The sequence below is a fragment of the Stutzerimonas sp. CXK-1 genome (assembly GCF_057738225.1).
In genome coordinates this window covers 1,394,975-1,419,199 of sequence record NZ_CM173217.1, presented here as the reverse complement: position 1 = coordinate 1,419,199, position 24,225 = coordinate 1,394,975, and the positions used below count along the sequence as shown (strand labels likewise).

The 24,225-nt window shown below is 61.3% G+C and carries 25 protein-coding genes; 6 read left to right on the top strand and 19 right to left on the bottom strand.

What is annotated here, in order from left to right:
* The first annotated feature begins 131 nt into the window (after positions 1 to 131).
* On the top strand, positions 132 to 767 hold the full coding sequence (locus tag AC0KXH_RS06740; protein WP_200628239.1) for an RluA family pseudouridine synthase: 636 nt from the start codon (positions 132 to 134) through the stop codon (positions 765 to 767).
* Between the two features lie 65 nt (positions 768 to 832).
* Positions 833 to 2,122, top strand: coding sequence for a M18 family aminopeptidase (locus AC0KXH_RS06735; protein WP_061338512.1), 1,290 nt, complete (start codon positions 833 to 835; stop codon positions 2,120 to 2,122).
* Between the two features lie 38 nt (positions 2,123 to 2,160).
* Here AC0KXH_RS06735 and AC0KXH_RS06730 read toward each other — a convergent pair whose 3' ends face one another.
* Complete coding sequence (locus AC0KXH_RS06730) at positions 2,161 to 3,123, bottom strand: NAD(P)H-quinone oxidoreductase (RefSeq protein WP_213150921.1); 963 nt, start codon at positions 3,121 to 3,123, stop codon at positions 2,161 to 2,163.
* A gap of 172 nt (positions 3,124 to 3,295) precedes the next feature.
* On the opposite strand from AC0KXH_RS06730, the gene AC0KXH_RS06725 reads away from it, so the two are divergent.
* Both AC0KXH_RS06725 and AC0KXH_RS06720 read left to right on the top strand, forming a co-directional pair.
* A complete protein-coding gene (locus AC0KXH_RS06725) occupies positions 3,296 to 5,383 on the top strand; it encodes a carboxy terminal-processing peptidase (RefSeq protein WP_041106229.1) in 2,088 nt (695 codons plus the stop codon).
* A 110-nt stretch (positions 5,384 to 5,493) separates the two neighbouring features.
* Positions 5,494 to 7,272 carry an EAL domain-containing protein gene (locus tag AC0KXH_RS06720; RefSeq protein ID WP_488224387.1) on the top strand — a complete coding sequence of 593 codons (1,779 nt, stop codon included), beginning with the start codon at positions 5,494 to 5,496 and terminating at the stop codon, positions 7,270 to 7,272.
* On the opposite strand, the gene AC0KXH_RS06715 is transcribed toward AC0KXH_RS06720, so the two are convergent.
* The 18 genes from AC0KXH_RS06715 to AC0KXH_RS06630 all read right to left on the bottom strand — a co-directional run bounded on the left by AC0KXH_RS06715 (position 7,239) and on the right by AC0KXH_RS06630 (position 22,940).
* Positions 7,239 to 7,706, bottom strand: a complete 468-nt coding sequence (locus AC0KXH_RS06715) for an SEL1-like repeat protein (RefSeq protein ID WP_041106231.1) — start codon at positions 7,704 to 7,706, stop codon at positions 7,239 to 7,241. The two genes, AC0KXH_RS06720 and AC0KXH_RS06715, sit on opposite strands and share 34 nt — an antisense overlap.
* Positions 7,706 to 8,080 carry a hypothetical protein gene (locus tag AC0KXH_RS06710; RefSeq protein WP_041106233.1) on the bottom strand — a complete coding sequence of 125 codons (375 nt, stop codon included), beginning with the start codon at positions 8,078 to 8,080 and terminating at the stop codon, positions 7,706 to 7,708. Before AC0KXH_RS06710 ends, AC0KXH_RS06715 begins: the two co-directional genes overlap by 1 nt.
* The gene (locus AC0KXH_RS06705) at positions 8,077 to 8,403 is read right to left on the bottom strand and encodes a helix-turn-helix domain-containing protein (protein WP_041106235.1); all 327 of its coding nucleotides are present in this window, start codon (positions 8,401 to 8,403) and stop codon (positions 8,077 to 8,079) included. The genes AC0KXH_RS06710 and AC0KXH_RS06705 overlap by 4 nt, the downstream gene beginning before the upstream one ends.
* Before the next feature lie 117 nt (positions 8,404 to 8,520).
* The gene (locus tag AC0KXH_RS06700) at positions 8,521 to 8,958 is read right to left on the bottom strand and encodes a YkvA family protein (RefSeq protein WP_488224386.1); all 438 of its coding nucleotides are present in this window, start codon (positions 8,956 to 8,958) and stop codon (positions 8,521 to 8,523) included.
* A 317-nt stretch (positions 8,959 to 9,275) separates the two neighbouring features.
* Positions 9,276 to 9,572 carry a ComEA family DNA-binding protein gene (locus AC0KXH_RS06695; protein WP_234292983.1) on the bottom strand — a complete coding sequence of 99 codons (297 nt, stop codon included), beginning with the start codon at positions 9,570 to 9,572 and terminating at the stop codon, positions 9,276 to 9,278.
* A 150-nt stretch (positions 9,573 to 9,722) separates the two neighbouring features.
* Positions 9,723 to 10,934 carry a flagellar hook-associated protein FlgL gene (gene flgL, locus AC0KXH_RS06690; protein ID WP_278469369.1) on the bottom strand — a complete coding sequence of 404 codons (1,212 nt, stop codon included), beginning with the start codon at positions 10,932 to 10,934 and terminating at the stop codon, positions 9,723 to 9,725.
* A 12-nt stretch (positions 10,935 to 10,946) separates the two neighbouring features.
* Positions 10,947 to 13,037, bottom strand: a complete 2,091-nt coding sequence (gene flgK, locus AC0KXH_RS06685) for a flagellar hook-associated protein FlgK (RefSeq protein ID WP_488224385.1) — start codon at positions 13,035 to 13,037, stop codon at positions 10,947 to 10,949.
* 3 nt (positions 13,038 to 13,040) lie between these two features.
* Positions 13,041 to 14,216, bottom strand: coding sequence for a flagellar assembly peptidoglycan hydrolase FlgJ (flgJ, locus tag AC0KXH_RS06680; RefSeq protein WP_213150902.1), 1,176 nt, complete (start codon positions 14,214 to 14,216; stop codon positions 13,041 to 13,043).
* 14 nt (positions 14,217 to 14,230) lie between these two features.
* The gene (locus tag AC0KXH_RS06675; protein WP_061338520.1) at positions 14,231 to 15,331 is read right to left on the bottom strand and encodes a flagellar basal body P-ring protein FlgI; all 1,101 of its coding nucleotides are present in this window, start codon (positions 15,329 to 15,331) and stop codon (positions 14,231 to 14,233) included.
* Positions 15,332 to 15,342: 11 nt separating this feature from the next.
* A complete protein-coding gene (gene flgH / locus AC0KXH_RS06670) occupies positions 15,343 to 16,053 on the bottom strand; it encodes a flagellar basal body L-ring protein FlgH (RefSeq protein ID WP_200628231.1) in 711 nt (236 codons plus the stop codon).
* Positions 16,054 to 16,127: 74 nt separating this feature from the next.
* Positions 16,128 to 16,913 carry a flagellar basal-body rod protein FlgG gene (flgG, locus tag AC0KXH_RS06665; protein WP_041106246.1) on the bottom strand — a complete coding sequence of 262 codons (786 nt, stop codon included), beginning with the start codon at positions 16,911 to 16,913 and terminating at the stop codon, positions 16,128 to 16,130.
* Positions 16,914 to 16,941: 28 nt separating this feature from the next.
* On the bottom strand, positions 16,942 to 17,682 hold the full coding sequence (gene flgF, locus AC0KXH_RS06660; protein WP_213151086.1) for a flagellar basal-body rod protein FlgF: 741 nt from the start codon (positions 17,680 to 17,682) through the stop codon (positions 16,942 to 16,944).
* Positions 17,683 to 17,885: 203 nt separating this feature from the next.
* On the bottom strand, positions 17,886 to 19,382 hold the full coding sequence (locus tag AC0KXH_RS06655) for a flagellar hook protein FlgE (RefSeq protein WP_488224384.1): 1,497 nt from the start codon (positions 19,380 to 19,382) through the stop codon (positions 17,886 to 17,888).
* A gap of 30 nt (positions 19,383 to 19,412) precedes the next feature.
* Entirely contained in the window at positions 19,413 to 20,096 is a 684-nt protein-coding gene (flgD, locus tag AC0KXH_RS06650; protein WP_061340995.1) for a flagellar hook assembly protein FlgD, read from the bottom strand.
* Between the two features lie 15 nt (positions 20,097 to 20,111).
* Positions 20,112 to 20,555: a flagellar basal body rod protein FlgC gene (gene flgC, locus AC0KXH_RS06645; RefSeq protein WP_041106252.1), complete on the bottom strand. Its 444-nt coding sequence runs from the start codon at positions 20,553 to 20,555 to the stop codon at positions 20,112 to 20,114.
* Positions 20,556 to 20,569: 14 nt separating this feature from the next.
* Entirely contained in the window at positions 20,570 to 20,974 is a 405-nt protein-coding gene (gene flgB / locus AC0KXH_RS06640) for a flagellar basal body rod protein FlgB (RefSeq protein WP_488224383.1), read from the bottom strand.
* A gap of 173 nt (positions 20,975 to 21,147) precedes the next feature.
* Complete coding sequence (gene cheR, locus AC0KXH_RS06635) at positions 21,148 to 21,975, bottom strand: protein-glutamate O-methyltransferase CheR (protein ID WP_043219241.1); 828 nt, start codon at positions 21,973 to 21,975, stop codon at positions 21,148 to 21,150.
* Between the two features lie 32 nt (positions 21,976 to 22,007).
* The gene (locus AC0KXH_RS06630) at positions 22,008 to 22,940 is read right to left on the bottom strand and encodes a chemotaxis protein CheV (RefSeq protein ID WP_200628229.1); all 933 of its coding nucleotides are present in this window, start codon (positions 22,938 to 22,940) and stop codon (positions 22,008 to 22,010) included.
* 68 nt (positions 22,941 to 23,008) lie between these two features.
* On the opposite strand from AC0KXH_RS06630, the gene flgA reads away from it, so the two are divergent.
* Together flgA and flgM are read left to right on the top strand one after the other, a co-directional pair.
* Positions 23,009 to 23,764, top strand: a complete 756-nt coding sequence (gene flgA, locus AC0KXH_RS06625) for a flagellar basal body P-ring formation chaperone FlgA (protein WP_269262627.1) — start codon at positions 23,009 to 23,011, stop codon at positions 23,762 to 23,764.
* A gap of 197 nt (positions 23,765 to 23,961) precedes the next feature.
* Positions 23,962 to 24,198, top strand: a complete 237-nt coding sequence (gene flgM / locus AC0KXH_RS06620) for a flagellar biosynthesis anti-sigma factor FlgM (protein ID WP_488224382.1) — start codon at positions 23,962 to 23,964, stop codon at positions 24,196 to 24,198.
* The last annotated feature ends 27 nt before the right edge of the window (positions 24,199 to 24,225 follow it).

The window sequence follows — 24,225 nt, the reverse complement described above, 5'->3', positions numbered from 1 at the left end:
TTTAGTAGACTCCGCTTCCTCGCCTGTTTTTGCCCCGCAGGTGTCTAGCCCGCGAAATCGTGGACAGGCTCTGAACACCGGCAATAAAAAACGGCGGCCCACGGGTCGCCGTATTCGTTTGTGGAAATACCATGCCGCTGAGCAATATCGAGATCATCCATCAGGACGCCGCCCTGCTGGTGATCAACAAGCCCACCCTGCTGCTCTCGGTACCTGGTCGCGCCGAGGACAACCGCGATTGCCTGGTCACCCGCCTGCAGGAAAACGGCTACCCCGAGGCGCGCATCGTGCACCGCCTGGATTGGGAGACCTCCGGCCTGATCGTCCTGGCGCGTGACGCGGACAGCCATCGCGAGCTGTCCCGGCAGTTCCATGATCGCGAGACGGAGAAGGCCTACACCGCCCTTTGCTGGGGCGAGCCCAGCGCCGACAGCGGCAGCATCGACCTTCCACTGCGCTACGACCCGCCGACCAAGCCGCGACATGTGGTCGACCACGAACTGGGCAAGCATGCCCTGACGTTCTGGCGCGTGCTCCAGCGCTGCGGCCACTACAGCCGCGTCGAGCTGACACCGATCACCGGACGTTCGCACCAGCTGCGCGTACACATGCTGTCGATCGGCCACCCGCTGCTCGGCGACCGACTCTATGCCCACGAAGCGGCTCTCCTCGCCCATGACCGCTTGTGCCTGCACGCCAGTCTGCTCTGCCTGAGCCATCCGCACACCGGCGAGCGCCTGCGCTTCGAGAGCCCGGCACCGTTCTGAACGCACACCTCGGCCGATCCAGGCCGATACGGTAGACTCCGGCGCATTGCAGTCCGGAGTCCACCATGCACGACACCTTCAACCAAGGCCTGATCGAATTCCTGCGGGCGTCCCCTACCCCCTTCCATGCCACCGCGAGCCTCGCCAACCGCCTGCAGGCGGCAGGCTACCAGCGCCTCGACGAACGCGATGCCTGGCAGCTCGAACCCGGCGGGCGCTACTACGTCACGCGCAACGACTCGTCGCTGGTGGCCTTCCAGATCGGCAGCCGCACACTGCTCGAAGGCGGCCTGCGTCTGGTCGGTGCGCACACCGACAGCCCCTGTCTACGGGTCAAGCCTCAACCCGACCTGCAGCGCAACGGCTTCTGGCAGCTCGGCGTGGAAGTCTATGGAGGCGCCCTGCTGGCGCCCTGGTTCGATCGCGACCTTTCGCTGGCCGGTCGCGTGACCTACAGCCGTGACGGACGCATCGAGAGTCAGCTGATCGACTTCCGCCAGCCGATCGCCGTGATCCCGAACCTGGCGATCCACCTCAATCGCGAAGCGAATCAGGGCTGGGCGATCAATCCGCAGAATGAGCTGCCGCCGATCCTGGCGCAGGTCTATAGCCAGGAAACACCGGACTTCCGCGCCCTGCTGGCCGAACAACTGGGCCGCGAGCACGGCCTGGTGGCCGATGTGGTCCTCGATTACGAGCTGAGCTTCTACGACACCCAGCCGGCCGCCGTGATTGGCCTGAACCACGACTTCATCACGGGAGCGCGCCTGGACAACCTGCTCTCCTGCTTCGCCGGCCTGCAGGCCCTGCTGGCCAGCGGCCCGGAACAGAGCTGCGTACTGGTCTGCACCGACCACGAAGAAGTCGGCTCAAGCTCGCATTGTGGCGCCGACGGCCCCTTCCTCGAACAGGTCTTGCGCCGGATCGTCCCGGAGCCGGATGCCTTCAGCCGTTGCATCAGTCGCTCGCTGCTCATCTCGGCCGACAACGCACACGCCGTACACCCCAACTACGCCGACAAGCACGACGGCAATCACGGGCCGAAACTCAACGCGGGGCCGGTCATCAAGGTCAACAACAACCAGCGTTACGCCACCAACAGCGAGACGGCCGGGTTCTTCCGCCATCTATGCCTGGAAAACGAGGTGCCGGTTCAGAGCTTCGTGACCCGCAGCGATCTGGGCTGCGGCTCGACCATCGGCCCGATCACCGCCAGCCAGCTCGGAGTCCGCACGGTGGATATCGGCCTGCCGACCTTCGCCATGCATTCGATCCGGGAACTGGCCGGCAGCCAGGACCTGGCCCATCTGGTCAAGGTGCTCACCGCTTTCTATCGCAGCAGCGAACTGCCGTAGCGAAATGGGCGCCGGCAGAGCGGGCCGGCGCCTTGTGATCATTCCAGCGATTCGTCGATCACCAGCACGACCTTGCCCGAGACGGTGTTGCTCGCCAGCGCTTCGAAAGCGCCCTGCGCATCGCTGATCGGAAACGAGCGTTCCAGGCGCGAAGAGAGCTGCCCACTGGCGAACAGTGGCCAGACGCGCTCGTGCATTTCCGCGAGCAGGCCGGCCTTGTAGTCGGCATCGCGACTGCGCAGCGTGGAGCCGATCAGCTGGATGCGCTTGGCGAGCAAGCCAGCCAGGTCCAGCTCGGCTTTGCGCCCGCCCATCAGCCCGATGATCACCCAGCGACCATCCATCCCCAGCAGTTGCAGGTTCATTTGCGCGTACTTGGCCCCGACCGGGTCGAGAATCATGTCGAAGGGAGCAAAGTCGCGCAGCGCCCCCAGGTCCTCGCCACGCAGCACGCCACCCTCGGCACCCAGCGACTCGCAGTAGGCCAGCCGCTCGGCCGACCCGACGCTGACCCAGCAGGGATTGCCAAGCGCCTTGCACAGTTGGATTGCCGCTGAACCAACGCCACTGGCTCCGGCGTGCAGCAGCACCTTTTCTCCCGGCTGCAGCGCGCCAAGGCGGAACAGGTTAAGCCAGGCGGTCGCGTAGACCTCCGGAATCACGGCTGCCTCGTGCAGCGACAGCCCTTGCGGTACGGGCAGCACGTGTCGTGCGTCGACGACCACCTCCTCGGCCATGCCACCACCGGCCAGCAACGTGCATACGCGATCGCCGATCTTCCAGTGACTTCCTGCACCAACCTCGCTGACGACACCGGCGCATTCCAGGCCAAGGATATCGGTAACACCGGCCGGCGGCGGGTAGTGCCCGGCGCGCTGCAGCAGATCGGCCCGATTGAGGCCGGAGGCCGCCACCCGGATACGTACCTGCCCCTCGGCACATGCCGGGGCCGGCCGCTGCACCCACTCCAGTTCACCCTCGATACCTTGCAATGCCTTCATGCTGCCTCCATAGTGAGTCTTGCCACGTCCCGCCCCAACGCTACTGCTGGCTGATTGCACCACCTGTAACCATCGGGCCCGGGTCTTCTACCGCCGGACGGATGCGTCACGGCGCCTTACTCTCAGATGGCCTAATATGCGTTATTCCTCAGCCTCACGTCGCCCCCATACCATGAAACGCACGTTGCTCTGCACCCTTTCCGCCCTGCTGTTCAGCCTCCAGGCCGCCGCGGCGCTGGCCAAGCCGAGCGACGCCAGCCAGCAGTGGGACTACCTGCAACCCGATCGTGATCAGGTGATCGCCAGTCTGAACATCGTCGAGCTGCTCAAGCGTCACCACTACAACAAGCCTCCGCTGAACGACGCACGTTCCGAGAAGATTTTCGACAGCTACATCGAGATGCTCGATCCGTCGCGCAGCTATTTCCTGGCCTCCGATCTGAACGAGTTCCGCCAATGGCGCGATCGCTTCGACGACCTGCTCAAGAGCGGCAATCTCGAGCCGGGCTTTACCATCTACAAGCGCCATCTCGAACGCCTGCAGAGCCGTCTGGACTATGCGCTGAGCCTGCTGGACAAGGGGGTCGACAGCTTCGATTTCACTCAGGACGAAAGCCTGCTGGTGGATCGAGAAAAAGCGGCATGGGCGAAGGACACGAAAGAACTCGACGACCTCTGGCGCAAGCGCGTCAAGGATGAGGTTCTACGTCTGAAGATCGCCGGCAAGGAGCCTAAGGACATCCAGGAGCTGCTGACCAAGCGCTACCGCAATCAGCTCGCGCGCCTCTCGCAGACGCGTAGCGAGGACGTCTTCCAGACCTATATCAATGCCTTCGCGCAATCGTACGACCCGCATACGCAATACCTGTCGCCGGACAATGCGGAGAATTTCGACATCAACATGAGCCTGTCGCTGGAAGGCATCGGCGCGGTACTGCAGAGCGATAGCGAATATGTGAAGGTGGTGCGCCTGGTCCCGGCCGGCCCTGCCGAGAAGAGCAAGCAGCTGGCACCGGCGGACAAGATCGTTGGCGTCGCCCAAGGTGACGAGGAAATGGTCGACGTCATCGGCTGGCGGCTGGACGAAGTGGTCAAGCTGATCCGCGGACCCAAGGGCTCGGTGGTGCGCCTGGAGGTGATCCCGGCGAGCAACGCGCCCAGCGACCAGACGAGCAAGATCGTAGCCATCACCCGTGAAGCGGTTAAGCTCGAGGAACAAGCCGCAAAGAAATCGGTGCTCAATCTCGAGCACGAAGGGCAGGCTTTCAAACTCGGTGTGATCGAGGTTCCGGCGTTCTATCTGGACTTCAAGGCCTTGCGCGCTGGCGACCAGAACTACAAAAGCACCACCCGCGACGTGAAGAAGCTGCTCAGCGAGCTGGAAAAGGAAAAGGTCGACGGCGTCATCATCGACCTGCGCAACAACGGTGGCGGCTCGCTGCAGGAAGCCACCGAGCTGACCGGACTGTTTATCGACAAGGGACCGACGGTACTGGTACGCAACGCCGACGGCCGCGTGGACGTACTCGCCGATGACAGTGAGGGCGCCTATTACAAAGGGCCGATGGCGGTACTGGTCAATCGCCTGTCCGCTTCAGCGTCGGAGATTTTCGCTGGCGCCATGCAGGATTACCACCGCGCATTGATCCTGGGTGGCCAGACTTTTGGCAAGGGCACCGTGCAGACGATTCAACCGCTCAACCACGGCGAGCTCAAGCTCACGCTGGCCAAGTTCTACCGGGTATCCGGGCAGAGCACCCAGCATCAGGGCGTGATTCCGGACATCAGCTATCCGGCCGATGTCGACACCAAGGAGATCGGCGAAAGCTCGCTACCCGAAGCGCTGCCATGGGATAGCATTCGCGCCGCGATCAATCCTGAAATGAATCCGTTCAAACCCTTCCTTACCGAACTCAAGGCGCGGCATGACGCCCGTACACAGGCCGACCCTGATTTCGTCTTCACCCGCGACCGCCTGGCGCTGACCCAGGAGCTGATGAACGAGACGAGTGTCAGCCTCAACGAGCAGAAGCGGCGTGCCCAGCAGGCCGAAGTCGAACGCCGCCAGCTTGCACTGGAGAATGCCCTGCGTCAGGCGAAGGGCGAGGCGCCGCTAGCCAAGCTGGAAACCGATGAGGAAGAAGCGGCTGCGCACGCCGACACGGAACGTGTCGAGCCAGAAAAGGACGCGTATCTGGCAGAAAGCGGCCGTATCCTCATCGACTATCTCGGCCTCGCCTCGGCGATGGCCAAGCATTGAAGGGGCGCGACATAAAGGCACAACGCCAGCACCGTCATGAAACTGCAATAGTCGAAGCTTGAAATACGAGGGCCACCACGGTGGCCCTTTTCTTTGTCTTCGAGATTTCCATGACCGTCACCGAGCAGTTGGGCACGCTGGAACGCATCCTCACACAAGGCACCATCACGACGCTGTTCCAGCCGATCGTCTCGCTTTCCAGCCAACGCATTCTGGGCTACGAAGCATTGAGCCGCGGCCCCTCCGACAGCCCTCTGCACTCGCCCATCAATCTTCTCGCTACCGCGCGTCACGCCGGGCGCCTGCATGATCTGGAAATGACCTGCCGGCAGAGTGCCTGCCGTCGTTTCACTGCTCACGACCTGCACGGAAAGCTGTTTCTCAACGCCTCGCCGGAAACGCTGTTAGACCCGAACCACAGGCCAGGCAGGACACTGGAGCTGCTTGGCCAGTACGGCATAGAGCCGGAGCGCGTGGTGATCGAGCTAACCGAGCAATCGCCCACCGAAGACTTCGAGCTGCTCGACGCGGCCCTGCGTCATTACCGCACAATGGGCTTCTCGATCGCTCTGGACGATCTGGGAGCAGGTTACTCGAGCCTGCGGATGTGGTCGGAACTGCGTCCTGACTACGTGAAGATCGACCGCTATTTCATCGACGGCATTCACCAGGACCGGGTCAAGCGAGAGTTCGTCGACTCGATCCTGAAAATCGCCGAAGCCTCCCGAAGCAAAGTGATCGCCGAAGGCATCGAGCTGGAAGACGAGCTGCGGGTGCTCGCCGACATGGGTATCGATCTCGTGCAGGGCTACCTGCTCGGCCGCCCTCAGGAGCAGCCACTGCGCGAACCGGCCCACTTGCCATCCGCTCACCCCGACGCCCTCGAAGACGATGGTGCCACATTGGCCGCTCTGCTGATTCGCCAGCCTGCCATCGGCGCAGAACGCCCCATCGCCGAACTGCTCGACATCTTCCGCCAGCAGGCCAGCCTCAACAGCATTGCGGTCTTGGATGGCACCGGACGTCCGGTGGGCATCGTCCATCGCAGCCTCATTTCGGAAGCCCTGCTCAAACCGTTCGCAACCGATCTGCTGGCTCGCAAGCCAGTCAGCCGGCTGATGAGCAACGACCTGCTCATCGTGGACGTCAACCGTTCGCTGCATCAGGTCAGCCGCCTTCTCACGAGTCGCGCCCGTCAACGCGTCGACGAGGACTTCGTGATCACCGTCGACGGCGGCTATCTAGGTCTCGGACGTGTCATCGATGTTCTCAAACTGATCACCGAGATGAAGATCCAACAGGCCCGCCACGCCAATCCGCTGACCCTGCCGCCTGGCAATGTCCCTATCCGCCAAGCCCTGTCGCGCCTGCTGCAGCAACGGCAGGATGCAGTCATCTGCTATGTGGATATCGACAATTTCAAGCCGTTCAACGACCTTTACGGCTATGCAAAAGGCGATGAGTTGCTGCTGTGTCTGGCTGAATGCCTGAGCGACGGCCTGGATCCGAGGCGAGATTTCCTCGGTCATATCGGTGGGGACGATTTCATGCTGGTGTTGGGCTTCACCGACTGGGAGACGCGAGTCCGCCAGCTGTTCAACCGCTTCGAAGCACGCTGCCGACGCTTCTATCGCAGCGAACATTTGGCCGAAGGCTGCTTCGTTGCCGAAAATCGCAACGGCCAGGCCGAATGCTTCGCGCTGCTATCGCTGTCTGTCGGGGCGGTACGGTTGCGGGGTGAGCACGCCGAGCAGACGGAGGCTAGCGCACTGGCCGGCCTCGCATCGGAAGCCAAACGACTCGCGAAGCAGCAAGCCGGCTTCAGCCTGCATGTTATCGACGTTCCGAGTGAAGCTCAGGCACCCATTTTCTGTGCAGCGAGCTTGTAGCGATCAGCCAAGGTCGGATCGGCTGGTAGCCCGTGCCCTCCGGCGCGATATAGCTGCTCCAGGCGAATCGCCGCAAGCGGATGCCCACCCTCCACCGCCTGGCTCCACCAGCGAGCGGCCTCCACCCCATCGGGGCCGTGACTGGCGTACTCGCCCAGGCTGATCACCCCCATCTGGTAGGCCGCCTTGGCATCGCCTGCCTGGGCCGCCTGGCGCAGCAAGCGCACCCCTTCCTGCTTGGCACCAAAACCCCGGCCGCGGAAGTAGAGCATATGCCCGTAGAAGCTTTGCGCATCGCGGTCGCCCAAGGCTGCCATGCGCGCAAACTGCCCTTCCATCCAGCGCCACAGTTTTGCGTGCTCGACCGCTGCTCGCCACGCCATCAGACGGCGCGCCACGAGATAACCGGTCCGGGCCTGTATTTTCCTGAGCATCAAGCTGTCCTTGAATAATCGTATTCAAACACCCTGGCGACCTCTCCAGCATGCCAACTGGCCGCGGCGGTACCGTCGACCGCACCAGTGAACCGCCCCAGGCGTGCAACGCATTCGAAGAAACCCGGGCGCGGCAAACGGCTAGCCCCCTGGCTGATCACCAGAGCACTGCGTAGCGGTCGTTCGGCATTCGCATCCAACATCGCCAGGTGCTCCAGCGCTGCGGCCAGCGTCTGCATGGCCGGTGCCGGCAGTTGCAGACGCTCGAGCAACGCACGGTAGGTGACCAGATGACGCTGCCGCTGGGCGTCGGCCAACTCCGCCAGCAAGGCCTCCCAATGCGTACGACTGATGCGTACGGATCTGCCGGTCAATCGTCCTCCTCCCAGCCATCGACCCCCAACACGCGCGCAAGCGCTCGCCGAATGGCCGCATCGGGCAAGCGCTCTCCACGCTCGATCAATGTCATATAGGCCGGACTGATGCCAATCGAACGAGCCAGGCTATCGGTGTCCAGGTCAGCTGTCTCGCGCAGCTCAGCCAGTCGCGAGAGCGAAGGGCGCTCCATCCGTGCCGGAGCAGCTGCCTGCTCCGCGGCGGGTTCGCGCCCTGCCGCGACCAGCAAGGCCTGGTATTCATCCCAAGGAATGACCGCATACTCCGGTACGCCATCGCGAGTAATCACCTGCACATTCATCGTCGCATCCTTACCAAAGCTGTGGCGTGATCTTATCAGCGTTAACCGGATACGCATCGCTGAGTCACGGATTCGCCCCAAGCCTGGACGGGGTTCAGCCTGCGAATGCCAAGCGCATCAGCCTTTGGACGAAGCCTGCGCAGATGCAGGCAACTGATCGAGCGCGGCCCGCTCTGAGGCAGACATCGAGTCACGCCAGATGCGAAACGCCGCCAGCTCGGCGGACCACTTTCGGAACACCCAGCTCAGCACCGCAACGTCATCAATGAAGCCTAAGCCGGGTATCCAGTCGGGCAACGCATCCAGCGGCGATAGGAAATAGAGCAAGGCTGCCACGATCGACACCATTGCCTGGACGCTGACCGCCCGGTATTCACCTTTCCACCATGCCACGCAGAGTTGCCTGAGCAAGGCCAGCTGTTCCCTGAGCCTGCTCATCACGCCGCGCGAGCCACCCTTGCGAGCGACAGCTACAAGCAAGCCGGGCAGCCGTCCACCGGCCAGGAGTCGGCGCGCTACTGGCAGGTACGGCAGCAGTTTCAGGGGCATTTTCATGTCGGCAACTCCGTGGGATTCGGTTATCCACCGAAGCTGTGGACAACTCTGTGGAAATAGCCTGGATCGATGCCGGCAAGTCAGTACTGCCAAGGCCCAACAACAGAACGGCGCATTTTTAATCAACACATCAACTGCTTTAAAAACAAGCAGTTAGCTATGCCTATCAGAATTCCTCAGAATCATTGCGCTGGATCGTTCGGAGTGTGGCGAAATGTGCATAACCAGGCCCGCCTGATGTCGAAACGACTTCAGTTCGGACCTGACGACAGAGCGAGGGTTCGAGAGAAAGGCGGACCAACGGGTCCGCCTTTCCTTCACAGCTGGAGCTTGCTGCGGTTTTTTTCCAGCGTGGCCGCTCCGATGCCTTTGACCTCGAGCAGCTCGTCAACTGACTGGAACGGGCCATGGGCTTGGCGATAAGCGACGATAGCCTGGGCCTTGGTCGCGCCAATGCCAGTCAGTTCGCGGCCAAGGGTCTCGGCATCTGCCGTGTTCAGGTTGACCATTGCCTGCACAGCGGCAGCGCTAGGAGCAGATGGTGCGCCATCGGCCTGATTGGGGGCCGCGTGACTGATTGCGGAGACACCGCACAGCGCGGTTGCCAAAAGCATGGAACGCAGAAGCGTCATTTTCATGAAGTCATGTCCTTATGAGCTGAACGATGAGGCTACGGGACATCCTGCTCCGTAGCCGCCGCAGCTTCGGGCAGCGCTTGTCGGGTGTCAAACCTGCCCGGGCATTTTTGCGAAACGCTTCATACCTCAGCGCATCACGTTGAACAGGCTCAGCCCACTGATTTTCACATAGCTCTGCTGGGCAGCCTGCAGCACAACGCTTTGCATCGACAGGCGCGACAGCGCCTCGGGGTAGTCGAGTTCACGCAGTTCCGCCTGAACCGCCTTGTTGACCAGCGCCACATCTTCGTTGTCGGTCAGCGTCGACTCGATCACATTCAAGCGCGCGCCGATGTTGCCGCGCGCCGCGTCGACACTGACCATGCCATGGTCGAGGTTGGTCAGCGCCGCACCAACGGCGTCGCGCACAGCCCCATTGCCGGTGCCGGGATCCTCTAGCGCTTGCCGCAAAGCACCAATGGTGTCGAGAATCCCCTGCTTTGGACCCCCGTCCTCCGTCAACGTAATGGTTTCCCCCGCGGTGGGCGTCCCGCTAACAAATACAGTAACCCCACCGACTACCAGCTTATTTTCCGCTTCAGGGGCTTCCTCCAAGGTCCCCGAACCCAACGACTGGCCATTCGCATCGGACACGGTGTAATTGCGCTCATTCGGACTAGCGGCAAAGGTGATAGTGATATCACCACGGCCGGCGAATGCGACCTCGTCGCTAACCAACGGTTCGGAAATGTCGAGGGCCGAGGACGCTGCCTTGGTGGCCGAAAGTCGGGCAGCATTGGTTACATTCTCGAATATCGACTTCCCGTTATCGCTGATGGGCACACTCAACGAGCTGGCGATCTGCAGCTTGCGCTGCCCCTCGTCACCGTCGTAGCGATAGCTGCCATCGCCGGTGCGCACGAATGGCTGAGTCTTGCCCTGGAAACCGGAGAACAGATATTCCCCGCGGGCATTGCGCGTGTTCATCAAGGAAAGCAGCTCGTCCTCGCGCTCGCGCAACTCGGACGCAATCGACTTGCGATCCTCCGGATCGAGCGCGCCGTTGCCAGCCTGCACGGCGAGTTCACGCACCCGCTGCAACACGGTATTGACCGAATTGAGCGTGACCTCTTCCTGGGTCAGGCTGTTCTTCGCCGCGGTCAGGTTCGAGTTGTACTGATCGAGCACACTCTGCTGCTGATCGAGCTGCAACAGGCGTACCGATGCGACAGGGTCATCCGCCGGAGTCAAGATGCGGTTACCGGTACTGATCTGCTCCTGCGTACGGGTCACATTGGCATAGTTGCGCTGCAGCCCCGAGACGCCATTGTTGAACGCTTGCAAGGTGGAAATTCGCATGACGGCTGCCTGTTAGCGGAAGGTGCTGATCAAGGTATCGAACAGAGAACGTGCAACTTGAATGATCTGTGCCGAGGCGTTGTAGTACTGCTCGAACTTGATCAGGTTGGCGGCCTCTTCGTCGAGGTTGACTGCCGATAATGAATCTCGATTATCCGTAGCCTGCTTGAGGATGGCGCCCGTGGCTTCGCTGTCCAGGCGGGATTGGGCAGTCAGCGTACCGACACGCTCGACCAGCTCGCCGTAGCCATCGGTGAAGCTGGCGCCGCTACCGGCGACACCGGCCGTCACGCCGAGGGTCTGCTTGCTTTGCAGGTCGACCAGTTTCAGGGCGTTGCGGTTGTCGGAGACTCCACTCTGGTTGAAAGACACAGAGAAGTCGTCCCCACCCATTGGCCGCCCGCTGAAGGAAAGCTCGAATCGATATGAGTTTCCGCCTGAGGTATAGGCCAGTCGCACCGTATTGCTGTTGCCTAGGGCTAATTCAGGTACATAAAAAGGCTGCCCCCCCGCATCCGTCAATTCAGTCAACGGGCTGCCATCTTGATCGACCATCGGAACGATCGGGTTGCCAGTACCGTCAAGCTTTGGAGCAAGCGGATCTCCTGCTTTTGATACAAATGACCAATTATTCGGCAACTCGCCCAGCGTATAGGTCTTGCCATCCCCACTCAGCGTTACCTCGAGAGAAAGGCTGGCTGCGCTGAGCACACTCTTGTCTATCGGCGACGGACCACTGACCAGATCAGGCTGACCGATCAGTCCGGTTCCGCTGTTTTGCAAGTTACCTTCGGCACGCATCGGCGAGGCAAAAGCCAGTTGATCGGCCTGATCCAGCTCGACGCTGATGCCGGCCGCACCGCGGCGGGTCGGCATGACCCGATACTGTGTGACGCTGGAATCAGCTGGAGCTGAAATGCTGAAACCCAGGTCCCCAATTGGCTGACCTACCGCATAAGTACCCGTCAGCCACTCGCCCCCCATGGGCCGGATACGAAACGCGCCCGACGGCGACGCGACGAACTGAACCTCGTAGTCGCTGGTAGTCAATTTTGAAGTATCGGTGATCGTGACATCGACCCCGGTCGGATAGCTGCGCTTGTCGATCAGATCCGGCGAGTTGATGTCCTTGAACAGATCGACACCGACGTTGCCCTTCAGGTCCAGCCCCTGGCCCAACTGTGCGTTCATTTCGTCCGCAACGCTCAGGGCCAGCCGGCCGAGCGAGTTCAGGGTCGGGTCAAGCACCTCTTCGCGGTAGCGGATCAGGCCACCCAGTTCGCCGCCACTGAGCATCGTAGTAACCGTCTGCCGCGAACTGCCGCTGACGAAGTCGACCTGGGCACGGGTGGGGTCGCTGCTGCCGGGGCGAACCTCCAGGCGGTTGACCGTCGCACCGACCACCAAAGGCTGGCCACTACCCACGAAGATGTTGAACGAGCTGTCGTCCTGCGGAACGACCGTCACGCCGACGTACTGCGAAAGCTGCCGCACGGCTTCATCGCGCTGGTCGAGCAGATCGTTGGGCTGCTTGCCGTTCGCCGCGGCCACCGCGATTGCATCATTGAGGCTGCCGATGCTGCCAGCAAGCCGATTGACCTGGTCGGTGACGGTCTGCATCTGCTTGTTCAGCGAATCGTTCTGCTGATAGAGCCGGTCGTAAACCGTGTTGAAGCGGCGCGCCAGCCCTTCGGACTCGGCGAGCACCAGCTGACGTGCCGGAATGTTGGCAGGGTCTTCGGCTGCGGTCTGCAGAGCCGAGAAGAAGCTGTTGAGTGACGGTGTGATGCCGGTAGTGGTACCGGCCAGCAGCGAGTCGAGCTGGTCGATCTGGCTTTTATAGGCCTCGACGTCCCGGCTCAAGGAGGTGCTGTTGCGCAACTGCGCGGTCAGGAACTCGCTATAGCTGCGCCGTACTTCGACCAGCGAGGTGCCCGAACCGATATAGCCGGCACCGCTGAACTGGGGCGTACGCGTGGCTTGCGTCGCGTCCTGACGCGTATAGCCAGGGGTATTCACGTTGGTCACGTTGTGCCCGGTGATCGACAGCTGCGTCTTGCTGGCGGATAGGCCCGACAGGCCAATATTGAGTAGATCAGCCATGAATTAGCCTCTGGTCCGCATGGCGGGCGCCGATCCTGCATCGGCGACGGTCTGATAGGTCTGCATCTTGCGCGCGATCTGACTGATCTTGCGCGCATACTGCGGGTCGGTCGCGTAGCCGGCCTTCTGCAATTCGCGGACGAAACGTTCGGAATCTCCGGTCTGGCTGGCCACCTGGATCGCAGAGCGATAGCGGTCATTGTTCTGCAGCAGGTTCACGTAGTCGTTGAAGCTCTGCTCGAAGGAATCGTACGCACGGAAGCCGGCCACCTGACGCGTGGCCTTGCCGTTGACGTACTCGGTAGTGGTGGCGGCCGCCGACTCGCCCTGCCAGCCGGTCGACTTGATACCGAACAGATTGTGGCTGTCGGTGCCGTCGCGATGGCGAATCATCGACTTGCCCCAGCCCGTTTCCAGCGCCGCCTGGGCCACCAGGAAGCGCGGTTCGACGCCCAGGCGCTCGGCGGCCTTTTCGGCCATCGGCAGCATGGTAGAGATGAAATCCTGCGGCGAATCGAAACGGGTCCGGCTGGCTGCGACGCCCTTTCCTGCCTCGACGCCATTGACGATCAGCGCGCGCTCCTTGGGAGCGGCGAATGCGGTAGCAGGCTTCCAGTTGAGGTCCACCAGCGGTTGCGGAGTGGCATCGCCGACAACCGCGGCCGTCGCCGCTGGGGTTTCGGCGAGTGGCCGTTCCGCCAGGCGCCCTGGGATCGCCAGCCGTCGTTGATTGAGCAACCGAGAATCGTCACGCGAGGACTCGGGTGCCTGCCCCGGATTCTGCGGCCAGGCCGCCGCCTGGGTGCGCTCGACCTGGGCGAACGGATTGGGCCGACTGGTCGACGCGGTCTGCTTGCTCAACTGGCGCACCAGCACATCGGCCAGACCGATACCGCCGCCTTCCTTGGAGAGGCTCACAGAGAGCTGCTGGTCGTACATTTCCTGGTACTGCTTGGCCGCCGGGCTGTTGAATGGACTGTCCTTGGCCAGTACATCGGTCGCCGAGCGCATCGACTTGAGCATTTCGTTCAGAAACAGCGACTCGAACTCCTGGGCGACCTTGTGGACGTTCTCCTGGCTGTCGCGCTCCTTGCCGACCTTGAGCTGGCTCAGCCGATTGAGATCGTTGTAGCTTCCGCTGTCCAGGCCACGCCGGCCGGCGCCGAGTCGAGTATCCATAACCGCCAAACCCCTTAGATCACAATCAGATCGGCCTGCAACGCACCGGCCTGCTTGAGCGCCTCAAGAATCGCCATCAGGTCGCTCGGTGCTGCGCCGACCTGATTCACGGCGCGGACGATGTCATCCAGCGTGGTACCCGGGCCGAACTTGAACATCGGCTTGGCCTCCTGCTCGGCCTTGACCTTGGAGTTCGGCACCACAACGGTCTGCCCACCCGAGAGCGGCTCCGGCTGGCTGACCTGCGGATCCTCGGTAATCGTCACCGTCAGGCTTCCGTGTGTCACCGCCGCCGGCTGAACGCGGACGTTCTGACCAATCACAATGGTGCCGGTACGGGAATTGATGATCACCTTGGCCACGGCCTGGCCAACCTCGACCTGCAGATTTTCCAGAATCGACAGGTAATCGACGCGCTGGCCGGGATCCAGCGGCGCGGTCACGCTGATCGATCCCCCATCGAGCGCCTGGGCCACGCCCGGGCCAAGCAGTTCATTGATCTGGTCGACGATATTTTTTGCGGTGGTGAAATCTGGACGATTCAGATTCAGCGTCAGCGTATTGCCCTGATTGAAGCCGCTCGGCACCGGGCGCTCGACAGTGGCGCCGCTGGGAATACGACCGGCCGACGGCACATTGACCGTGATGCGCGAGCCGTCGGCGCCACCGGCATCGAAGCCGCCGACGACCAGGTTGCCCTGCGCCACCGCGTAGACATTGCCATCGATACCCTTGAGCGGCGTCATCAGCAGGCTGCCGCCACGCAGGCTCTTGGCGTTGCCGATCGACGATACGGTGATGTCGATCGTCTGCCCCGGTTTGGCAAATGGCGGGAGCTCAGCGTGCACGGAAACCGCCGCGACGTTCTTCAGCTGCACATTGCCGCCATTGGGTACCTTGATGCCGAACTGGGCCATCATGTTGTTGAAGGTCTGCACGGTGAAGGGCGTCTGCGTAGTCTGGTCACCGCTACCATTGAGGCCGACCACCAGGCCATAGCCAATCAGCTGGTTGGTTCGTACACCACTGATGCTGGCGATATCCTTCAGACGCTCGGCATGTGCCGAAACCCCTACCAGCAGCAGACCGAGAAGCACGAGAAGTCTTGCACACATGTCGGTGGTCCTCAGAACGGCCACAGCGGGCTGACGAAGAAGCGGCTCAGCCAGCCCGGCTGGCTGGCGTCGGCGAACGCGCCAGTCCCGGAATAGGTGATGCGCGCATCGGCAACGCGCATGGAAGACACGGTGTTATCAGTCGAAATGTCGTCCGAACGCACCAGGCCGGCGATACGAACCAACTCATCGCCGGTGTTGAGCGTCAGCCATTTCTCACCGCGCACCGCCAGGATGCCGTTGGGCAGCACCTCGGAGACCGTAACGGTAATCGAGCCGGAGAGGCTGTTGCTCTGCCCTGCTTGGCCAGCACCTTTTGTTGAGCTTGAGCCACCGAACTGCGTTTCCAGCGACAGCGGGCCACCATTACGGAGCAGCCCTGCAGCCGGATTGTTGACGCTCACCGCGTTACCGAGCAGCGACGTCAACCCCATGTCGACTTCGCTGTCCTTGGATATCTGCGAGCTGGCATTCTTGCTGGCCTGGGTACGCTCGTTGAGCGTGATGGTGATGATGTCGCCGACCCGGAAGGCCTTGCGGTCGTCATACAGGTTGGTTTCGAAGCCCGCCTGGTAGATGGCACCGTTGGTCTGCGCCGCCGGGAGCGGCGTACGCGGCAACACCGGTGCGTAGTAGGGATCGTTCGGCTTGGGCGCCGGCGCGACACAGCCGCTCAGCGTCAAGACCGAGGCCAAGGAGAATGCAAACATCATGCGGCTCATAAGTACCTCAAGCCTTTCAGGGCCATTGAAACGGCGACGGAACGACATGCCCCGCCTACAACGGCCAGCGCCCGTCAGAGCTGCTGGGTGACAAAGGACAACATCTGGTCGGCGGTCGAGATCACCTTGGAATTCATCTCGTAGGCGCGCTGCGTAGTGATCATGTTCACCAACTCCTCGACGACGCTCACGTTCGAATTTTCCAAGGTGTTCTGCAGCACCGTGCCGAGGCCATTGAGGCCCGGCGTGCTGACTTGCGGCGCGCCACTGGCAGCGGTCTCCAGGAACAGGTTGTTGCCCATTGCCTGCAAGCCGGCCGGATTGATGAAGTCGGCCGTCTGCAGGTTGCCAATGATCTGCGGCTGCGGATTGCCGAAGGTGGTGACCGACACGGTCCCGTCTTCGCCCACGGTAAAGGTCTGGGTTTCCGGCGGTACCACGATCGCCGGTTCAAGCGCGTAGCCGTTGGAAGTCACCACCTGGCCGTCGGCATTCAGATGAAAGCTGCCGTCACGGGTGTAGGACACCGTGCCGTCGGGCAACAGGACCTGAAAGAAACCACGGCCATTGATGGCCATGTCCAGCGGCTGCTCGGTGGTCTGCAGGCTGCCGGTGGTGAAAATCTTCTGCGTGCCGGTGATGCGCACACCGGTACCCAGTTGCAGGCCCGACGGCAACTCGCTGTCCTGTGTCGATTGGCCACCAGGTTGGCGACGGATCTGGTAAAGCAGATCCTGAAACTCCGCTCGGTCCTTCTTGAAACCGGTCGTCGAGACGTTCGCCAGGTTGTTGGAGATGGTGGTCAGGTTCATGTCCTGAGCGGACAGGCCGGTCTTGCTGACCCAGAGTGCTGGAAGCATGTGCTTTCTCCTCGGCGCGACGCGCTGATTAGCTGATTTGCAGGACGCGAGACATGGCCGCCGCATCTTCCTCGGCGGTTCGCATCATTTTCACGTGCAGTTCGAACTGGCGAGACAACGCCAGCATCGAGGTCATTTCGGCAACCGCATTGACGTTGCTCGACTCGAGGAAACCCGAGGTCACCCGAACGGCCGCATCGGCCTCCACGGGCTGGCCGTTCTTCATGCGGACCAGGCCGTCGGTGCCCTTCTCAAGCTGCGCCGGATCGGGATTGACGAGCTTCAAGCGATCGACGCTGACCACCACATTCGGGTCTTCACCCAGCGCACGAATGCTGATGGTGCCGTCATGCCCGATTTCGATCTTCTCTTCCGGGGGAATGGCTATCGGGCCGGCATTACCCATCACCGGCAAACCATCCGCAGTGCGCAGCACGCCCAGAACATCGACATTCAGGCTGCCGGTGCGCACATAGGCCTCGCTGCCATCGGCTGCCTGGACGGCCAGCCAACCTTCGCCCTCCACGGCCACGTCCAGATCGCGTCCGGTTTCCTGCAGGGTTCCCGAGGTGAAATCCGTGCCGGGGCGCTCACTCATCGCGTACACGCGCGACGGAAAACTGTCGCCGAAGACCTGCATCGAGCGTGCCTGCTCGAAATCGCGCCGAAACCCCGTAGTCGAGATGTTCGCCAGGTTGTTCGCATGGGCCTGCTGCGCCCGTGCGTTCTGGCTGGCGCCGGTCATGGCCACATAGAGCATCTTGTCCATCGAGTTCTCCAGGCGCAGGTTTTGACGCGCCAAGCTGAAGTCGATAGAGATTTAGCAAGGCCCATGCCAGGCCAGAACCAACTAATTTTTATCTTTTAAATCAGCTAGTTATTCAAAACGGGCAAAGGCCCTTTCGGGCCTCTGCGGGTGAAGCGGCGGAATACTGCCGTGGGCGGCAAGGTGATACCTGCCACCCTCTAGGGTTAGCGCAGGTTGATAATCGTCTGGGTCACCGCGCTTTCGGTCTCGATGGTCTTGGCATTCGCCTGGTAGTTGCGCTGCGCAACGATCAGATTGACCAGTTGATCGGAAAGCTCGACGTTCGAGTCTTCGAGCGCGCCGGCTTGCAGGGCGCCGAGCGTACCCGAGCGCGGCGTACCCACAACCGGCTCACCCGACTCGAAGGATTGAACCCACTGAGTCTTGCCCACCGGGGTCAGGCCCTGCACGTTGGCAAAGTTGGCCAGCACGATCTGCCCCTGCACCTTCGACTGGCCGTTGGTGTAGCGCGCGAAGATCACGCCGGTGTCGTCGATTTCCAGGCCGGCCAGCTCACCGGTGGTATAGCCGTCCTGGGCAACGCTATTGACCGCAAAGGAGCTGGCGAACTGGGTCGCCTGACTGAAATCCATGACGATTCCCGCCGGGTTGGCCAGCGCACCGTTGGCCGTCCAGGTCGGAGGATTGCCGCCATTACTGATGGCCGGCACCCAGCCGCCATTGGGATCGGCCGCGGTGGCACTGTTGAGCGTGACCTTGAGATCAGGCGATACGCTGAACAAGGTCGAGCCACCGTTATCGACACCGGTCAGCTTGCCGGTGGAATCGAAGGTCAAGCCCATTACGTACGGCTGAGGCGGCTCTTGCGCCGGATCGGCCGGGTTGCGACCGTCGACCAGCACTTTCATATCCCAGGTATTGGCATCTGTCTTGACGAAATACTGCGTCAGTACGTGAGCGTTGCCCTGAGAATCGTAAATGTTGAGCGAAGTCGAGCTGTTGTAGGTAGTCGGGTCGGTGGGGTCGAACGTGGCACCAGCAAGCGTCAATGCCGCGTCTCTGCGGGCGCTAGCCGCCTCATCTGCGGTAGGCGTAACAATCCCTTGATCCGCATAGTACTGATCCATCAATGCCTGCACCTCCGGCGTTACCGGATCATTGATAACTCCGTCGTAGGTCGCCTGCCAGGTAGTCGGCGTGCTCAACGCCGAATTCAGGTTGAAGGTGGTGTTGATCGCACTGGTAGCCTTCGGCGCCTGGTTGGTCGTCTGGACACGCATGTCGCCGATCACACCGTTTTGCAAGTTGCCGCTACCATCGACCGGATAGCCCTGCAGCTTGTAGCCGAAGTTGTCGACGATGAAGCCGTCACGGTCAGTGCCGAAATAACCGGCACGCGTATAGCTCAATGCGCCATTGTTGCTGACCTGGAAGAACCCGTTGCCATTGATCGCCAGATCGAGGGCATTCTGCGTGTAATTGATGTTGCCCTGATTGAACTGCTGCGAAACGTTGCTCAGCAGCACCCCGCTGCCCTGTGGATTCTTGCCGGTTCCCAGCACGGACGCCGCGTAGACATCGGAGAACTCCGCCCGCGACTGCTTGAAGCCGACGGTGCCGGCGTTGGCGATGTTGTTACCGGTGACGTTGAGGTCCTTGCTGGCGGCGCGCATGCCGCTGAGGCCGATATTGAAAGACATGTGATGCTCCTCTGCCGAGCCTGGCAGCGCTTATTGACCGATGATCTGGACCTGAGAGAGACCGACGCTGCCGACGCCAGCCAGATTGAGCATCAGCTCCCCGCCATTCTGTCCGAGGGTGACGCTGTCCACGTTTGCGGGCAGCAGGGTATACAGCCCTTTGGTTTCATTCTGGTAGGTCGCCTGCGCCTCGAAGCGATAGGTACCAGGCGGCACCACTTCACCGCTGGCGTTCTTGCCGTCCCACATGAACGACACGTTGCCGGCCTGCTGCTGGCCGAGGTTGACCCGGCTGACCAGCGTTCCGGAGCTGTCATAAACGTTGACGAACACGTTGCTGCTCGACGTCGGCAGGATCAGGCTCGCCTTGAAGGTTTCGCTGGTATCGACCACCGCTTTCTCGGACGGCACGATCACCTTGCGCCCAACCAGCGAAGAGGCCTGTAGCGCCTGGGATGACTGATAACCCGAGAGAATCGTTTCCATGCTCGAGTTCAGCTTCTCGACCCCTTCCACGGTGCTGAACTGAGCCAGCTGGCCGATGAACTCGCCGTTTTCCTGAGGCTCGAGTGGATTCTGGTTGTTCAGCTGCGCAACCAACAGCTCGAGAAACTCGTTTTTGCCCAGATCATTGCCCTTGGCCTCGCGGTCATTGCCGATCTGGTATTGATCCAGTACCGAGCTGCCGGCACCCACGCCACTGGTAGTCGTCATCGTCTTCGCTCGCTATCACTGACCAAGGGTCAACACTTTCTGCAACATGGTTTTGGCGGTGTTCATCAGTTCAGCGTTGGTCTGAAACGACCGGCTTGCCGAAATCATGTCTGCCATTTCCTCGACGACGTTGACGTTCGGGTAATAGACGTAGCCCTTCTCGTCGGCCGCCGGATGATTCGGCTCATAGCGCGCCTGAAGCTCGCCCTGATCTTCAACAACACCGAGCACCTGAACGCCAACGCCTGCCTGCTGCTGCTCGGCGAACAACGAACCGCTGCTGTCGCCGCCCGCCTGCTGCAGCATCGTGGCGAACACTGGATGGCGCGCGCGGTAGGTCTGATCGACGCTGGACGAAACCGTCTCGGCGTTGGCGATGTTGCTGGAGATCGTGTTGAGGCGAGTGCTCTGGGCGCTCATGCCGGTCCCGGCAATGTTGAAGACGCTGCTCAGTGACATGGTTGTTCGCTCCGTTATTCGCCGCGCAGGGCGTTCATCAGCCCGCGGAATTTACTATTGAGCAGGGTGAAGCTGGCCTGGAAATCGATCGCATTCTGGGCGTAGTTGGACTGCTCGATCTGGATATCGACGGTGTTCTGATCCAGCGAAGGTTGAGACGGAACCCGAAAGCGCAGGGCCGGGTCGGCCAACTCCATACCTTCAGCGGCGATGTGCCGCTCATTGGTACGTTCGACGCCGAACCCGCCCTGCGTGCGGGCAGCCTGCTGCGCAAGTACGGTCTTGAAATCGAGGTCGCGCGCCTTGTAATTCGGCGTATCGGCATTGGCGATGTTGTTGGCCAAGACCTCTGCGCGCTGCGCACGGAACCCTAGGGCTTTCTCGTGTATGCCCAGAGCCTTGTCGAAACTGATGCTCATCGGCTTGCCTCCATTGACTCGCTGACGAGACAAAAGCAAAGCCCATGCCACAAGCGCAAGCCCTTGATTATTCAAGGGTCGCCTGCTCAGTTGGTAGGAAGAAGCGTCAAAAGCGGCAAGCGATTACCGCCTTGCTTGCCGCCGAGCGACCGAGAGGTGACGGTTTTTTGCCGTCACTTGGCCTTGTAGATGATACCGGGGCTGCACTGAACCATTTGATACAGCTCGGGCAGACCATTCAGCGCTTCGGAAGCGCCCAGAAACAGATAACCGCCGGGCTTGAGCGTGGCGTGGATGCGCTTGAGGATGTCTTTCTTGACATCGGCCGAGAAGTAGATGAGTACGTTGCGACAAAAGACGATATCGAACTTGCCGAGCGCTGCGTAGCTGTCGAGCAGATTCTGCACGCGAAACTCGACACGCGCCCGGACAGCAGGCTTTACCACCCAACGCCCCGGCCCCTTGGGCTCGAAGTAGCGCTGGAGCCGCTCACTCGACAGCCCGCGTGCGATCGCCAGCGTGTCGTACTCGGCCGCCTTGCTGGCCGCGAGCATAGCCCCCGACAGCTCGGTCGCAACGATCTGCACGCCCAGCTTCGGCTGACTGGGCGCAGCCCTTTCGTATTCATCAACGGTCATCGATATGGAATAGGGCTCCTGGCCGGACGAACACGCGGCTGACCAGATCCGCAGACGCTGACCAACACCTGACTTCACCAACTCAGGGAAAACACGATTCTTGAGCACTTCGAAGGGGTAGGTATCGCGAAACCAGAGCGTCTCGTTGGTCGTCATGGCATCGACCACCTGCTCCTTCAAGCCCGAGCGCGGAGTCGCCTGGATCTTTCGAACCAACTCACCAAGGCTCTTGATACCCTGCTGCTCCATGAGTTTGTTGAGCCGACTGGAGACCAGATACTGCTTGTTGCTGCCAAGCAGAATCCCACAGGTCTTTTCCAGAAACGTTCGGAACTGCTCGAAATCCTGATCAACTGACACCAAATTCCCTCACTGTCGAATGCGAGGACCCAGCCTCAGTTTGCATCTGCCTGCCTGATTCGTTCCACGACGCGCCCGGCGAGATCATCGGGCTGAAACTTTGCCAGAAAGTCGTTTGCGCCAACACGCTTGACCATGTTCTGGTTGAATACACCGGAGAGCGAAGTATGCAGTAGTACGTGCATGTTCTGCATGCGTGGATCGCGGCGGATTTCGGTGGTCAACGTATAACCGTCCATCTCGGGCATTTCGATGTCAGAGATCAGCATCAGGAATTCATCTGCCGGAGCCCGCCCCTCGTCAGCCATCCGCTTCAGGTAAGTCAGCGCCTCGCGACCATCGTTCAAGGAGACCACTTCCACGCCGATGTTCTGCAGGCAGCGTGTCACCTGCTTGCGGGCGACGGAAGAGTCATCGACGATCAGTACCCGGCACGAAACGGCCTTGGACTGCACGTCGGAGTCTACCTCGGGCATCGGCATCGAATCGGATCCCGGCGTTGCCTCCGCCAGCACCTTCTCGACATCGATGATTTCGACGAGGCTACCATCAATATGGGTCACAGCCGTCAGGTAATGGTCACGGCCGGCGCCTTTGGGAGGCGGGAGAATCTTTTCCCAGTTCATGTTGACGATGCGCTCCACGGACCGCACCAGGAAGCCGAGCGTACGATTGTTGTATTCGGTAATGATGGCGAAGCTGTTGCCGGCATCCTGAAGGCTGGATTTGCCGGTTGCCAATGCAAGATCGAGGATTGGCAGCGTGCTGCCCCGAATCGAAGCCACACCGCGAATGACGGGTGCTGACTGCGGCATATGGGTCAATTTGGGACAAGGCAGCACTTCCTTGACCTTGAACACGTTGATTCCATAGAGCTGCGCGCCGTCCAGGCGAAACAGCAGCAATTCGAGCCGGTTTTGCCCCACCAGCTGAGTGCGCTGATTAACCGAATCCAAAACACCGGCCATGCCAGTGACCTCTCTGATCAAATGAACGACGTTCGCCACGCGGGCATGTACTTTGCAACCAACACGGCATGAACAGGCGAATGACTATTTCTCGACATCTAACCTCCAGGCGTAAGCAAATACTCGCCTGGCCGGTCCTGCTATTGTCCGTCAGCAACGGCGCGCACGCCGAAGCCATGACTCATCCTGATCAACTTATCGACGCCGCCCGCAGCTTTCTTGAGCAAGCAGTGGACAATTATTTACAGCGTAGCGCCATCGACGGCCGGCGGGAAATTCACTTCAGCCGTCTCGACCCGCGCCTGCGCCTGGCCTATTGCGACGCACCCCTTAGCGCACAATTGGAAAGCCCCGATCAGCCAGTGGGCCGCGTGACCTTGAGAGTCAGCTGTAGCGGTAGCTCACCCTGGTCAGTGTTCGTCCCAGCCCAGGTCAAGCTGTACCGCAAGGTCCTGGTTACCAATAAGGCCCTCCAACGCGGCGCGGCACTTGGCGATAGCGATATCAGCGAGGCGGAACGCGACATCTCGCTGCTCACCCAGGGTTACCTGACGACCCCAGCGCAAGTCGCAGGGACCAAACTCACCCGCATCGTGCAACCAGGCCAGGTGCTGACGCCAGCAATGCTGGAGCTGGCCGAGGTAATACGCAGGGGCGACCAGGTCGTTATCTCGGCCGGGAATCAATCGGTCAACGTGCGCATGCCAGGCGAGGCGTTAACCGACGGAGCGCCTGGCGAGCAGATCCGCGTGAAGAATCTTCGCTCGGGGCGTATAGTCAGAGCTCGCGTGACCGGCCCCGGGCAGGTCGAGGCCGCGATGTAACGCGTCACAGGCTCGACGCTTTTCTCCGCGGCGCCAGAAAAAATACTAAAGTTTCAGCACGCCACGCCGAAAGCCAGGCAAGCGTACTGATTCTCGAGGTTTGCATCATGGTTATCGACTTCAACAGACCCAATGGCCCCGCCGGCCCCGGCGCCAGCCGTAGCAATCAGATTCAAGGCAGTGAGCGCCCGACTGCGATGCAACCTTCCGACAACGCGGTGAGCAGCCCGGAGACCGGCGCTGCAGCCGGCGAGCCGGTACAGCTGAGCCCGGAAGCGCAGCGGCTGCAGCAGGCCACCGAGCAGCTCAGTCAGCAGCCGGTCGTCGACCAGGCGCGTGTCGAGCGCATTCGCCAAGCGATTTCCGATGGCACTTATGAGATCGATCCGAAGCGCCTGGCCGCCAAGCTGACCGCCTTCGAATCGCAGCAGTAACCCCGAGGTAGATCCAGCCAGGCTCGA